14 protein-coding genes are annotated in these 14,156 nt (G+C 44.6%); all 14 read left to right on the forward strand.

Annotated features, from left to right (window positions below):
- On the forward strand, positions 1–805 hold an 805-nt coding region (locus AC2FA3_RS09350), incomplete at its 5' end, for a tyrosine-type recombinase/integrase (RefSeq protein ID WP_490509337.1).
- A gap of 53 nt (positions 806–858) precedes the next feature.
- A complete protein-coding gene (locus tag AC2FA3_RS09355) occupies positions 859–1,914 on the forward strand; it encodes a GTP pyrophosphokinase (RefSeq protein ID WP_490509338.1) in 1,056 nt (351 codons plus the stop codon).
- Positions 1,915–2,038: 124 nt separating this feature from the next.
- A complete protein-coding gene (locus tag AC2FA3_RS09360) occupies positions 2,039–3,907 on the forward strand; it encodes a hypothetical protein (protein ID WP_490509339.1) in 1,869 nt (622 codons plus the stop codon).
- Between the two features lie 127 nt (positions 3,908–4,034).
- Entirely contained in the window at positions 4,035–8,594 is a 4,560-nt protein-coding gene (locus AC2FA3_RS09365; RefSeq protein WP_490509340.1) for a tape measure protein, read from the forward strand.
- 277 nt (positions 8,595–8,871) lie between these two features.
- Positions 8,872–9,156: a helix-turn-helix transcriptional regulator gene (locus tag AC2FA3_RS09370; protein ID WP_490509341.1), complete on the forward strand. Its 285-nt coding sequence runs from the start codon at positions 8,872–8,874 to the stop codon at positions 9,154–9,156.
- Between the two features lie 4 nt (positions 9,157–9,160).
- Positions 9,161–9,952: a helix-turn-helix domain-containing protein gene (locus AC2FA3_RS09375; RefSeq protein WP_490509342.1), complete on the forward strand. Its 792-nt coding sequence runs from the start codon at positions 9,161–9,163 to the stop codon at positions 9,950–9,952.
- Positions 9,945–10,541 (forward strand): hypothetical protein, encoded by a 597-nt coding sequence (locus AC2FA3_RS09380; protein WP_490509343.1) that lies wholly within the window; start codon positions 9,945–9,947, stop codon positions 10,539–10,541. The genes AC2FA3_RS09375 and AC2FA3_RS09380 overlap by 8 nt, the downstream gene beginning before the upstream one ends.
- Positions 10,534–11,154 (forward strand): hypothetical protein, encoded by a 621-nt coding sequence (locus AC2FA3_RS09385; RefSeq protein WP_490509344.1) that lies wholly within the window; start codon positions 10,534–10,536, stop codon positions 11,152–11,154. The genes AC2FA3_RS09380 and AC2FA3_RS09385 overlap by 8 nt, the downstream gene beginning before the upstream one ends.
- A 1-nt stretch (position 11,155) precedes the next feature.
- Entirely contained in the window at positions 11,156–11,488 is a 333-nt protein-coding gene (locus AC2FA3_RS09390; protein WP_490509345.1) for a hypothetical protein, read from the forward strand.
- Between the two features lies 1 nt (position 11,489).
- Complete coding sequence (locus AC2FA3_RS09395; protein WP_490509346.1) at positions 11,490–11,726, forward strand: hypothetical protein; 237 nt, start codon at positions 11,490–11,492, stop codon at positions 11,724–11,726.
- Between the two features lie 126 nt (positions 11,727–11,852).
- Complete coding sequence (locus tag AC2FA3_RS09400) at positions 11,853–12,293, forward strand: hypothetical protein (RefSeq protein ID WP_490509347.1); 441 nt, start codon at positions 11,853–11,855, stop codon at positions 12,291–12,293.
- A complete protein-coding gene (locus tag AC2FA3_RS09405; protein WP_490509348.1) occupies positions 12,259–13,098 on the forward strand; it encodes an LvrA C-terminal domain-related protein in 840 nt (279 codons plus the stop codon). Before AC2FA3_RS09400 ends, AC2FA3_RS09405 begins: the two co-directional genes overlap by 35 nt.
- Positions 13,079–13,630: a hypothetical protein gene (locus tag AC2FA3_RS09410; RefSeq protein WP_490509349.1), complete on the forward strand. Its 552-nt coding sequence runs from the start codon at positions 13,079–13,081 to the stop codon at positions 13,628–13,630. Before AC2FA3_RS09405 ends, AC2FA3_RS09410 begins: the two co-directional genes overlap by 20 nt.
- The coding region (locus AC2FA3_RS09415; RefSeq protein ID WP_490509350.1) for a DnaB-like helicase N-terminal domain-containing protein at positions 13,627–14,156 on the forward strand (530 nt) is incomplete at its 3' end. The genes AC2FA3_RS09410 and AC2FA3_RS09415, both read left to right, overlap by 4 nt.

Below are 14,156 nucleotides of genomic sequence, written 5' to 3' on the forward strand. Positions count from 1 at the left end.
AATAACCGCGCCTGATGTCTTAGCTATTGGTAAGGCAGTAGAAGCACGCGGCGCTGGTGAAATGGCCAAGCGCACTATTAGAGAAGTAGGTCAAATATTCAAGCATGCGATACGTAATGGACTTGCAATTCATAATCCCGCTACCGACCTTGCCGAAGCTATTAAACCGCGTAAAACTGTGCACCACAGCCGTGTAACCTCTCAACAGCTGCCTAAGCTACTTCAAGACATTAACGCCTATGAGGGTGATTTACTGGTCAAGTTGGGCTTATGGTTTATGTGCTATACGTTTGTACGTACCAGTGAACTACGCTTTATGGAGTGGTCAGAGATTGACTACAAACACGGTCTATGGCGCATACCAGCTGAGAAGATGAAGGCCAGGCGTTTGCACATTGTGCCATTGGCGCCACAAGCAATGGCTATATTAGAACAGATTAAAGAGCTGGGTTTTTCGGATCAATATGTTTTCTTTAATACCTCAACACGTAAGCCGTACAGTCAAAATGCTTTCATTACTGCCTTATGGCGAATGGGATATAAAGGGCGAATGACCGGCCATGGTTTCCGCGGTCTTGCCAGCACGACCTTGCATGAAAAAGAATTTATGCACGAAGCTATAGAGCTGCAGCTGGCACACGACAGAGAAAACAAAATTAGCGCGGCCTATAACGGTGCTCAGCATCTACCATACAGAATTGACATGATGCACCAATGGGCAAACTTCATCGATGATGCCTACGCTGGCAAGTTAGATAACGTCATTCATGCCAGTTTCAAACAACAAACACAAAAGCATGGTTAGTATCATGCTGCACCGACTATGATATAAAAATAATAACTAACGAGGGCAGAGCAATGACACACGTTGTACCAAGCCGCGAAAAGGTTAAAAAAGCTGGCAAAGTTTTAATTAAAGAAGATGCCACTACCGATGAATTTAACGATGCTATGGCAGTGTTGTCGCAGTGGCGTGCCTTGCATAGCTACACTATCAACACCTTTCAAGCAATGTTGCGCGGTAAGGTTAAGCAACTAGGCTTTAAGTCGCCCATCATCGCGCAGCGCCTAAAGCGCACGCCTTCAATCATCCGTAAGCTTAACCGCTTTCCAACTATGAGTTTGTCACGTATGCAGGACATCGGTGGCATACGCATTGTGTTGCCTACCGTTAATGATGTTTATCGATTGCATAATGATATTATTAAAACCAAGGCACGCTTCGACCATGAGCCGCTACTACCCGCAGATGACTACATTGAAAGGCCAAAAGATGACGGTTATAGAAGTTTGCATCAAGTCTTTAAATATAAAAGCACCATAGCACCTGAACTGAATGGCTTATTCATTGAGCTGCAGATTAGAACTAAGCTACAACATTCATGGGCAACAGCGGTTGAAACGCTAGGACTGGTGGAGAAGTCATCATTCAAAACAGGCGAAGGCGCAGAGGAGTTTAAACGCTTCTTTAAATTGGCTAGTGTATTGTTTGCCCACCATGAGAAAAAACCCGTAATTGATGTGTTTAGCAAAGACGAGCCTAGCACATGGGTTGCTGAGCTGATTGCATTAGAGAAAGAACTACAGATATATGCCAAGCTAACAGGCTTGATCATCACTGCTAAACATATTGATAATGTGAGTGATAAAACTGATGAATATCACGTCATGGAGTTAAATACTAGCGGCGACCACCCAGCGGTTAGCCTTGTCGCTTTTACCAAATCACAGTTAGAGCTTGCCGAAGATTTCTATAAAATGCGTGAGATCGCAACACAAGACAAGCCAAATATAGAAGTGGTGCTAATAGCGGCAGGTAACCTCAAGGACATTAAAAAAGCTTATCCAAACTACTTTTTAGATACTCAAGAGTTTATTAAAAACTTAAAGAGCATATGCCAAAAGCTGGGCTGATGCTCAGCTAAACACTTTGCAAGGCTAGGAGTAATTACCCGAACGCCAGTCGTTTTACACACCCTCAGACTGGCACTGCCTTGCACCTTCTTCTAGTTTTAAGGGTGTGTGTGAGGGTATAAGTATGAGTTTAAAGGACCGAGTTTCGAAGCTAACAAAGAGTCACATTGTCTTTCCTGACCTTCTGTATGGTTTATCTAGTACTAATAACGAGCCGCTTTATGATGTTATTGAATATCTAATCAGCACGGGTTTTGACACGCTGAATGTATTTTCACTAGGTTCGAGATGTGAGATGTCGCCTAATGAAGATTCCCGAAAGAATATTTACTTTTTCTTAGAGAGTATTAGGGCTGCAATACCACAAGATAATCTTGACTGGGTTATTACGGACAGTGATAGCCTTGATGCACTAACCGCCGAGGCAGAGCAAAATTTAATAAACTTGCTTAGCGCAGGGTCCCTTATGTACTTTAAGGTATCGGAGCTTTTAGGTTTTGCGCCATTAGATGGCTTTTTAGAATTTTTGGAGCCTGATACAGTGAGCGAGGAGGTCGAGAGCACAATCTCACAAGGAAATAACAGTCTTGCCAGCTATGTTGCGGAGTACACCTTGCCCCAAGTTGTTGCCTTGATTCTCCGTATCGACTTGGCTGACATAACCACCACTGCAAACAATAGCTACATTCACAATCAAAATGATTATGACGAAAGCTTTTACCACAAGTTTGCAAACTTACTCCAAGCTTATTCAGTAGCGGCGCTCAATAATAAGATTGATGGAGTGGACCTGCATACTCGATCGGTAACTCCCTATAAGGGCGATACCGAAACTCATGTTGACCTTGAAAAGACGAGTATTAGCCGAGGCGACCTTGATATTTACTTAGCTAGAACAGGGCATGATTTAGACGAGCTTATAGCTGAACAGGTTTCAATTCACCCTCAGCGCCCACCGTATGACAGTCTCCCGCATAGCTTCGAGCAACAAGACTCTGAGTTAGTATCAAGCCTTCAACAACAAGTTGCAGAGCTTCAAGCACAGCTTACAGCTGCAGAAAGCACGGAAAACAGCTTGGTCATTGAAAGTGAGCCTGCTTCTATAGAGTTAGGAAAGTATCAAAAGTTACTGATGGGCTATCCGTTACTGACAGCCCACCAAATCGCTTGTTTGCTTTCAAACCATAATCCAGTGGGTCAAGATTATCATAATGATGATAGTTATCAGCTATATAAGGAAATGACGGACACAGCAATAGATGGTCGTTTACTGACGGTTTTTAATAAAAAAGGACACATTGCAATTGAAGAAGTGAAAGTATGGCTAGCAAGTAATAACATTATCTATAAGGGCTTTAATGAAGATTGGCTTGAAAACGCCTGCGAAGAAGAAGACCCTTTAGAAAAAATGAACAGCCAGTTTAATAACATTGTTCTTCATCTTTATGAGATTAATGAGAAAAATGAAAAAGAAGTTGAACAGCTAGCCTCAGAATATGAAGAGCTTAGATTAGAATGTGAAGAGCTTACAAAGCAGAATAAAGACATACGTGAAAGTCTAGAGCAGTATAAACAAGGTGATAACGAAGAGCTAGCGCAGCATAGGGAGGATGAAAGTAAGAAGTATAAATCTAGAATAGAAGAACTTGAAGCTGTAATAGACGGGTTCAGTGATGCCGAAACCTTAAATCAGGTAGGTGGTTGGCAGCTATACAATTGGGAAACAATGAATGTAAGCCAATATCCACCTGAATTACATTTAGCGACCGAAGTTTGGAAAAGGTATTATAAAGCTAGTAATACAGAAGATGTTACACAGTTTAATACTGGTAAGTTTAATCGAATAACTGGAGAGTTAAATTTAAAGGACGGTAAGTTAAAAAGTAGAATTAGATCAATATTAACTCCTTTAAAGAGTAAAAAGACCTCGACTGACCTCCTTGCTACTTTAAGAGATGTTGATATCCTTTATAACGATAAAATGCCTGATTAAGCAAGGTGCCACCCTACGCCAATGGTATTGCCTTAAGCTGCCACTATTGCCTGCCACCATATCGCCAGTATTAGCATAACTATGTAAGCCGTGACAAGCCGTTACGGTGCATCATGGAGCTATAACAATGGCAGGCGATCTAGATTTTAGCGTACAGCTACGATTATTAAATGAGAATTTTAACCAAGGAATTAACCAGGCGCGTGACAAGTTTACGCAATACGCGCAATCCGTCCAGCGCAACCTTGAGCAAATGGGCACCGATACCGAACGAGCAGAAACATTGCTTACAGGTCTTGGTAATGTCAGCTCAGATAGATTGACCGCAGAGCTACGCGCAGCAGCCGACCAGTTGCGACAGATGGGAGCAGGCGCAAACATAACCCGTGAGCAGCTTGATATTGCCATGCATAGTGCCGCGCAGCACGTTGCCACTCTTGAAAATGGTTTTGAGCAGGCAAGACTGGAAGCTGAGCGATTAGGTCGTACAGACGGCACGCCAGCGCAATTGTCGGAAGCGACGGCCCAAGCCGCCCGCCTTGAAACAGAGCTAAGAGATGCGCGCCTTGAAGCTGAGCGACTTGGCAGCACCAACGGCTCACCCGCCCAAATATTGCAAGCCACACAACAGGTCAGCAACTTAGAGGCTGAGCTAACAGAAGCTCGCCTTGAAGCCTCACGCCTTGCACAAACAAATGCCACGCCCGCCCAATTAGCCGAAGCTGCTAACCGCGTCAATGCCCTTGAACAAGGATTATTAGGCGCACGCACCGAAGCCACCCGCTTAGGTCAAACCAATGGCACGCCAGTGCAAATAGAGCAGGCAAACGCCAAGGTTAACGCACTAGGGACCACCTTAAACGCCGCACGATTAGAAGCGGAGCGCTTAGGCCGCACCAATGCCTCACCCGAACAAATCGCAGAGGCTGCCGCCAACGTCAATCGATTGGAGCAAGAGCTCAACGAAGCACGATCAGCCAGTACATCACTATCCAATGAGTTAGCCGGTGCGATGAATCGTGCCAGCACAAGCACCGATAATGCCCGTAACGCGCTGTACCGTATGGCAAACATTAGAGTGCCTGAAACCATACGTGCTGAGATAGACCAAATCAACCGCGCATTGATTGATTTTACGAACAATAGCGGAAGACCAGCGGCAGAGATTGAAAGGGCTACACGGGCAGCTCAAGCGGAAATACGACGCCTTGAAAACGAGCTAAGAGGGGCTGACGCCACAATACAGAACACAGAAACAAGCACAAATAAACTTAGTGGTGGCGTTGGTAAGCTAAGAGCCGCATTTGGTGGCTTGCAGGGTCTGTTGGCTGCTGCTGGTCTTGGTATCGGCATAAGCGAGATTATACAAACAGCCGATGCCTTCATCTTGCTAGAGGCTAAGATTAAGCTTGCCACAGGTGAAGGTGCAAACTTCATTACTGGCTTTAATGGCGTTAAAAAAATCGCTGCTGAAACATTTTCAAGCGTTGAGAATACAGGCGAATTATTTGCGCGTATCACACAAGCATCTGAAGCATTAGGATTGGCACAAAAAGACGTATTAGATATTACAAAAACCATTAACCAAGCAATCCAATTATCCGGTGGTAGTGCTGCCAGTGCCGATGCGGCAATAACGCAGTTGATTCAAGGTCTGCAATCAGGCGTTGTCCGTGGTGACGAGTTTAACTCTATCATGGAGCAATCGCCACGACTTGCACAGGCTATGGCTGATGGTTTAGGTGTTACCCGCGGCGAACTACGCGCAATGGCTGCTGATGGTAAGTTAACGTCAGAAACGGTCATCAATGCCGTACGCTCCCAAGGCGAGGCGATAGGCAAAGAGTTTGAAACGCTACCTGCTACCGTTGGTAGTGCTGTTCAAACGATGAAAAACACATTGTTCTTATTCATCGGTGATATTAATGAAGTAGTAAATCAGTCAGGCAAAATGGCTCAAGGAATTGATTATATTAGTGAGGCTATCAAGAATATTGACCCTGCGACCATGGCAGCCTTGAACCTTAAGTTTGAACAGACAGTTGAAACGGTAGGTGTGTTATTTACGACTATTAAGGATTTATACACGGGCTTTAGTGACCTGATAAACATCATGGACGTAACGTCACAATCCGGTGAAAAAGTGGGGATAATCACTAGAAACATCCAAAATGCTAACGTTGCTATGGGCGTTATGATTGATGGCGTAAAAGGCTTTTCAATTATTGCTGATAGTGTGTTTGGAACGATTAGCGGAATTATTGGTAGCGTCTTAATCGGCATCGCTAAGATGAACGGTGAAACGTCCACTATGGGCGAAGAGCTTATGCGTAAGCAAGAAGAATTGCATAAACGTTCAGAGCAAAAAATGGCAGAGTATCAGTCGTCAGCAGGCAAAGCATGGGCTGAGATGAACAAGACTGCTCAAGATAGGCTTAACGATACACTTAAGGTAGCATCTGATAATTACGATGAGATGGTGGCTAAGGGCAATATTTCAGCGGAAGCAATGGAGGAGCAGTACATCAAGGTAGCACTTGCTAAGATTGCCGCCAATAACATGATCGTAAGTGATGATGACCGCTTGGCATTAGCTGCTAAAGACTTGCAAGCGACAATCAGCGACACAGGCGAAGTTATCATTGAGTCATCAAAAGGCGTGCAAGCGGCATACCTTGGAGTTGGGCAAAGTTTTGCTGAGGTTGCTCTTGAGGCTGAGAAGTCCGGTACATCTATGCACGAATCACTGACAGACGCCGTACCAAAGGCGCAGACGATAGGCGCAGTTGATGACATCATATCTTCTCTAAGTGCGCTTGGCAGCCAAGGTAAAATCTCAGGCGCTGATATGGCGTATGGTATTAACTTGGCGAATGAGCGCTACAAAGAGATTGAGAGTAATTTTGCACGCTATGCCGCTAAGAGTATCAAGGATAATGACGGCATCATAACCCTAGAGCTTGAGAAGGCAGCAGCGTTGCAAGGCTTGGCGGTACAAGCAACCGAGACTGGCGGAGTGATAGTGACGCAAGCCGACAGGTCGACGCTGGCAAGTAAACGCACTAAAGACCAAATCGATGAGCTGGCAGGCGCAGTAGGTATCGGTCTATCTAAGGAATTTTTGAAGTCCAGTGAGGGATTGAATGAGCTTGTCGATGGTTTTGATGACTTAAAGAAAGCCGGTTATGACGCAGGCGGCGCATTAGTAGACTCTCTTAATCAGATGGCTGACAAGGCTAGTAATACGGTTGAGCTTGAAGTGCTAATCGATAGATGGAACGAGCTTTACAAAGAAGGCAAGATTACAGGACAAGAGCTTGCCGCCGGTCTAGACAACGTAAGGGACAAGGCAGACCTACTCAAAGACGGCATTAATGGCGTTACTGAAGCTTACGGCTTCTTAGGATTAAAAACTCGTGAGGAATTGGCCAAAGACGCCAAAGCTTACACAGATTCTTATAATATCGTCAAAGCCGAGGGCAAAGCCACCGCGCAGCAGCTAGAAGAAGCATTTGAGAAGACAGCAAAGTCTAATATTGCGTCAAACAATGGCGTGGTTGATGCAGTTACCGCACGTATGGCGGCAGAGAGAGGCATAACGGTAGCGGTCGACGAACAAGGGCGAGTTACTTTTGAAAAAGCAAATCAGGCAGTAAGCGCAAACGACCGGGTTAAAACCTCAGTGGACAGAGTAACTACCTCACACAACAATCTAGCCAGCAGTGCAGGAGTAGCAGGGAACGAGATGGTGAAGGCAGCAAGCAGGGCCTTCACCGCTTATGAAAAGCTACAGCAAAAAATCCAAGCCGCAAAGGAGGCAATGGAAGTTAAGAAGGGTGATGAAACCCTTAAGAACATGCGGATTTATGGCAAGGAGGAAGCGCCAGCCGAGGGTAATCAGTTTGGGTCAAAACTTGGTGTTGAGAACTTTTTAAAAGCATCCGGCTTATCAGCAGAACGTGCAGCAGAGGAAGCCCGCAAGTTGTACGTGAAAGCTGGCAAGCAAGATGGCGCACTGAACTTCGGTGAGCTACAAGGTTATAAAGATGGTCAGTTCTTAACGAACGCCGATTTAGGCAAGTTCAAAACGGCATCAATGTACTTGGCTGAGATTGCATCTAATGCTAAACGCGATGAGGCAAGGCGCGCCAAGTACGAAAGCAAGTTGACCAAAAATGATGACAGCTCGAGTAAGGATAATCAAAACAACAATCAGTCCAACAACAACCAAACCAGTAATGTTGATAGCAACCCAACCAAAAACACCATCTTAACGAAAGACAATGCCGCACAACTTGGCTTTGGTTGGGATGATAAAACAGGCAAGTCATTCAGTAATCAGCTTACCGAAGCGATAGGCTATGCTTACAAAATAGCTGAGAACAACCGCAATATTGGCATGACTGAGAGTGATGTTCAGGCTAAATTCGATAGGATGATGGCCAGTGCGAATGCTCAATACGCGCAACGACAACCCGTGTTACCGCAATCGGCAATTGATGCTATCGCCAATCTTAGCAAGCAGCCAAACTTTGATACGAACAAAGGTGGTACAACAAAAACCATTGATGTTAATTTCAAACTTGACGGTGCTTCGGCAACGATGAGTATGCCAGAAAATCAAGAAGCTGCTTTAATGGCGCTGTTACAACAATTGCAGGACAGTAAGGCAATCGCAGGTTACTAATAACATCCAACATGCCAGCATAGAACAAACAGAGAGGCGAGCTTAAAGCTTGCCTCTTTTTTTATTGTCAAAAATTCACCCCATACGAAAATAGCGTCCCATTTGGGATGGATTGTCATACCAGTTGGGATGCTATTTAAGTAAGGTGCCACCCTACGCCAATGGTATTGCCTTAAGCTGCCACTATTGCCTGCCACCATATCGCCAGTATTAGCATAACCATGTAAGTCGTGACACCACGTTGCGACACGTAACCCATCAATACGGAGTTATAAGCATGACTACTACAGACAATCCCGTTATCCCTTTCATTTCTAATGATGTAGATAGCGTTGAACAAGAGGCAAAAGACAACCGTCTTAAGCATTTACCCCCTCAAGGCATGAGCCGCGCAAGCCAGCTCTTACCATTCGTTCCATTTAGTAAAACCACGCTCTTTGAATGGTCTAAAGATGGCCGTTTTCCAGCGTCAGTGAAACTATCTCCTACGATGACTGCATGGCGTAATAGTGAAGTTATCGCATGGTTGGAAGGTCAATCAGCAGACTTAGAAGGGGCATAAAACAATGACTACTCCACGGCAGGCAGTAACAGCGACACAGACAGACACCATTAGAGCGCATCTTATGACCGGCGCAACCATATCAACATGGGAGGCTTACGAGCTCTATCAAATCACATGCCTTGCTCAGCGTGTGCATGACATAAGACGATCTGGCATCGATATTAAGAGCGAGATTATGGTGAAGAACGGTAAACGATTCAGTCTCTATTGGGTTGAGGAGCAGGAGCGTGCCCGGTACGTGAGCGGTCAGGTTAACCCGCCTACCAATGCTCGCGGAACGGGTTGCGGTACCACAAACCAAGATGACGGCATTCTAGCCAGCATAAACGAAGCGACGAAGGGTCATCGCGCCAGTCATGAAGCTTTAGCGGCCGTAAATGCAAACGACGGCGTATGGGTAACATACGATTATATTGATAACCTATTGAGAGCCCTAACCACGAACTCCAAAACGCTGAAAGTACTGGCGAGGCTTGTAAATATCAAAAACAGCGAAGAAGCGGACAAGATTAATGATTGCTCAATGGATGTTGCGGATATCGCCATGAGCTTAACGCTAGCAACAACCAGTGTCAGACCCAATCCCAATAGCCCTTGTATTAGCGGTACATGGCTGACTCGAAGCTACCTTAAGCGCCTAAAGCGGTCTATCGATGGCAAAGCCAATGGACTGGAAACGATAGTCATACTAGCACGGCTTACTAGAACCTACATGCATGGAGGCGTCAGTGAGGCATCAATGGGACTGATCGATATAAGCGCAAGCATAGGGGAGTTGCTTACTAATGACTAATAACATCAAAAACAACCTAAGATCTTATCACGGCTCAAATTACGGCTGTAAATACTCAAATTCGAGTATTAATAGTAATAATTTGAGTTTAATTGCTAATGTTTCGAGTTCAGTCGCTCAGGTGAAGCGCTCTGTTAAAGAGTATGCAAGTTTGAGCATTTCATTTTCTGATGTAACACCGGTTATTACCCATTTATTTGATTTTAGCGATAGTGAAAAACAAGGCTTTACAAGTCATGATAACAAGCGTTACTATGGAGTCCTCTCAAAAAACGTTAGCGGACAAGCCAGCCGTTATTTATTGGCTTTTTTTGTGCCTGATAATAGCGCAGCCTCTCAAGCTGTACTTATACCATCAAGCACTACCCTAAGAGCGCATTTAAGCGCATCAAGGGGGCATTCCCTCATATCTATAGCAAGTCACTTGCTAACCGACTATGACGGGTTGACGCTGCAAAATAAAATAGCCGTAAGGCGAATATGCAGGGCGGTTACTAACGTTACCGAGAGTAAGACCCGTCACCCTATACTTTTACCGTATAGCGTGGCATTAACTCAAAAAACGTTAGGAGCTATCCATCATGGATAATTCAGTTCGTACGACCTCTAAAACCACCACCCAAATATTTGAGCCGACAGCCAGTCAAACGACCTTTGACATTGGCGACGTTGTTCTGTGCCCGTCATTAAGTAGTTTTCCTTTTGCGCTGACAGCCGACCCTTACGGCAAGTGCGACCTATTGACGCTGACATTTGAAGGCGGTTATTTCTACTACGATGTTAACGGTTGTTTTGTCCGCGCCGATGACCACGAAACAAGTGATTTTCAGCCAAGCCTCTACCACAACACCCCAGCCAATCAGCAAGCAATTAATACCCTATACGGCACCTCCTCTGCCAATCAATCAAGCCAGCGCAAGTTAATCGACACCACCAGTGTTGACGACGATGAAGTCGTGCTCCTTAGTTCATCCAAGATATTAAATAACACTGGCGAGATAAGGGGTGCGATTGATGTTTTGGACGATATGTCGTCATTACTTGGGCTTATATATAACAGTAAGCTTGACCAGTCAGACACTAAGTCACTTGCCCGCTTAACACAGACAGCCGTTGATACATGGTCAGAGATACTCCACTCGCAAGTTGAAAGAGCCAAAGAGATACTAACTCAGACCAAATTCAGCAAGGCAGGAGAATAATATGACAACTCAAAACCGCCAAGCGCCTACCAATAAGCCTAATCAGCGCACAGTAATCGACATAACCCAAAAAGATGATAACGAAGTGATCGTACTGCCTACAGACATGCTGTCTGATATTGCCTGCGACATTAGCGGCGCGATTAACGTACTAAAAGACATCGGCAACATCCTGCACCTTATCGAACAAGATGAAGTCAGCTCGAGACAAGCATTGTCTATGGCCCGCCTAACAAATGACGCAACCGAACGATGGACCGCGCTACTTGGTCATCAATTGGATGCTATCAACGAAGCAATGACACAATCAAAATTTGAAAAGGTAGGTGAATAACATGGAAGCAATTAATCAAGCAGCCTTCGACGACGCCGCCTTCGCTAAAGAGACTGAGATGCAACGTCTTTCATGGTTCGATGCCTTATTCAGCACTATCAAAGCAGACCTTGAAAGCGGCAACTCGCTTAAGGCGCAAAAACTTGCTGACCTTGGGCAATACCTAGCTCAAGACTTTCAGTATTACTCAGAAGCTGAGCTGAATGAGCTACTGGCTAGCAAGGAGGGTTCACTGTGAAGACCTTCCCACAGCCTAAACGTAACCGTAGTCACGCTAAGCGCAAGAATCATTACCAGAAGTACCAGTCTGCACGTAAGCCCACCAAGCAAAGCCGTAAGGAAATAAGCGAGCAGGGAGGGAGAGATGACTACCACACTGCGTAGAAAGAACGTCCACAAAAAAGCCCGAGCGTTAAGCTCAGGCTTCTTGGAACTGATAAATACTTTCGTGCTAACTCCACGGCAAGGACTAGCAGACAAGCGAACATCATTCAAAACAGTGGTTAAAAACCACGAGAATGATAATAGCACATCTGCTTACGACTTGGCATCTACCCAAGCACATCGTCGAATGATGGATTATTGCTATCTGAATGAAAACCTGCTGCCGAGTGATGTTGATGAAATCGCATTGCTAGTAAGCATGCGTTCGCATAGCGGGCGTATTGCGGGCGTATTGCGTTACCACTTTGGGCTTACAGAAGATGATTGTATCAACGACCGCTATGACAGAGAGGTTAGCAATCGAAAGCGTATCTTGGGGGTAAAAAATGAAGTCACACAGTTTTTACGTTCACGACGCTGAAAAACATGGCGTAGAGAAAGCAGTAATTCTCTACAACTTGCGATTCTGGCTAGAGAAAAATCAGGCAAGCAATAAGAATTTGCATGACGGTTACTACTGGACTTACAACTCAGCTCAAGCGTTTACGGTGCTATTCCCTTACTACACAGCGAGCAAGGTAAATAGGTTGTTAAAGCAGATGGAAAATGATGGATTAATACTGTCAGGTAACTACAACAAAGCTGGTTATGACCGTACTAAATGGTACTCAATGCCTGATTTTTGTGTTGCAGCCCTTGATAATAGCCATTTTTCATTATTGCAAAATGCAATTTTCACTTATGCAAAATGCAATTCTCATTATTACAAAATGGATTTTTCATTATTGCAAAATGCATTCTTTAAAAGTGAAACACCTATACCAGATATAAACACAGATGTTAAGCCAGATATAAACACAGATGCTAATGGTGTGATTGAGTTTGATGATTTCTGGAATGCTTACGGTAAAAAAGTTGATACAGCCAAGTGCAAAGCTAAGTGGAAGAAGTTAACTACAAAGCAGCACAAAGAGATCATGGCGAATGTCTTTGATTATGTAGCAGCTAACAGCGACAAGCAGTATCGAAAAAACCCACTTACTTATTTGAACGGTCAGTGTTGGTTAGATGAAATTATCGAGCGTCAACCACAGCCAACCAATACGCAGGTAGCAAATTATGCAGACACACAACCAAGGCAGTCAGGATCAAGAAGTTTTGACGACATGCTTGACGCACAGCTCGCAGCAGAACAAGGGGGATCGCATGAATACACAGTTAACTAAAAGCGATATAGCAAGTTTGTTCAAAGGCTGGAAGCGATTATTTAGAACAAAGATGAAAGATGAGGATTGGGATATTGAGACGGTGACCGTTTGGTATATCGCATTGAACGACTTGGTGATTACCCCCGATGAATTTATGACAGCCAAACGAAAAACTTTATCGATGACATGGCCACCAACAGCACCAGGCGACTTCTTAGAATTAGCCCGAGGCGCGATTACTGATAATTATCCTGATATGCGCCAAGCGTACTTAGACGCAGCCAATCAGCGCACAGAATGCCCTATTGCGCACGAAACGGCTAGACGAGTGGGATTCGGTCAAATGCGTGAAGGGTATGAATATATTACTTATCCGCTTTGGCAGAAACATTATCAGGAAGTCATACAAGCTCACTCGCAAGGTGCAGAGTTTAAAAAACCCCAACTGCTACAGATTGCGAGCGAAAGCGCATCAGCTGCTATTTCTAGCCCAGTAAGTAGCGAATATCTAGCGAACATCAAAGCATTGTTAGCAGGTGACACGAAATGATTATAACAAATCACATAAATGCAGAGCGCTCAATCTTATCTACGTTGATGACGTACGGCGAACAGTACGACTTAATCAGCGACAAGATTAGTGCTAGTGACTTTGAGTCAGTAGCTCATCAAGATATTTACAAGGCTATTGTAGATTTAGCAGAGCAGAACCAGCCACATGATTTAGTGATGATTGCAGACTTGATAGAGAGCCGCTTTAAAGATAAGGATCTTGATTATATCAACAAGCGGTTATCAGAAGCAGCAGCAGTGCCAGAGGCTATGCCTAGGACGTTATTAGCACACGCTGAGCTTATAAGAGAAAACGCATTGCGCAGAAAGTCACAGAAGGTAATTAAGCAAGCCGCCGACCGCCTGACAAGTAACGAACCAACGGATGAGGTTAATAACAAACTGGTTAGCGAGTTATCAAACTTAGAGCAAAAAGAGGGTGTGAAGGAGGTTTATAGCGTTGAAGACATGATGAAAAATCTAGTTGAGCGCATGGCATCCGCGAATGCAGGGATAAAAACTTA

The organism is Janibacter sp. CoH_79_TC_3, assembly GCF_058197955.1.

Coding starts and splice junctions, on each gene's coding strand:
- AC2FA3_RS09365 (WP_490509340.1), top strand. CDS start 4,035: ATGGCAGGCGATCTAGATTTTAGCGTACAGCTACGATTATTAAATGAG.
- AC2FA3_RS09355 (WP_490509338.1), top strand. CDS start 859: ATGACACACGTTGTACCAAGCCGCGAAAAGGTTAAAAAAGCTGGCAAA.
- AC2FA3_RS09385 (WP_490509344.1), top strand. CDS start 10,534: ATGGATAATTCAGTTCGTACGACCTCTAAAACCACCACCCAAATATTT.
- AC2FA3_RS09390 (WP_490509345.1), top strand. CDS start 11,156: ATGACAACTCAAAACCGCCAAGCGCCTACCAATAAGCCTAATCAGCGC.
- AC2FA3_RS09405 (WP_490509348.1), top strand. CDS start 12,259: ATGAAGTCACACAGTTTTTACGTTCACGACGCTGAAAAACATGGCGTA.
- AC2FA3_RS09400 (WP_490509347.1), top strand. CDS start 11,853: ATGACTACCACACTGCGTAGAAAGAACGTCCACAAAAAAGCCCGAGCG.
- AC2FA3_RS09395 (WP_490509346.1), top strand. CDS start 11,490: ATGGAAGCAATTAATCAAGCAGCCTTCGACGACGCCGCCTTCGCTAAA.
- AC2FA3_RS09375 (WP_490509342.1), top strand. CDS start 9,161: ATGACTACTCCACGGCAGGCAGTAACAGCGACACAGACAGACACCATT.
- AC2FA3_RS09410 (WP_490509349.1), top strand. CDS start 13,079: ATGAATACACAGTTAACTAAAAGCGATATAGCAAGTTTGTTCAAAGGC.
- AC2FA3_RS09360 (WP_490509339.1), top strand. CDS start 2,039: ATGAGTTTAAAGGACCGAGTTTCGAAGCTAACAAAGAGTCACATTGTC.
- AC2FA3_RS09370 (WP_490509341.1), top strand. CDS start 8,872: ATGACTACTACAGACAATCCCGTTATCCCTTTCATTTCTAATGATGTA.
- AC2FA3_RS09380 (WP_490509343.1), top strand. CDS start 9,945: ATGACTAATAACATCAAAAACAACCTAAGATCTTATCACGGCTCAAAT.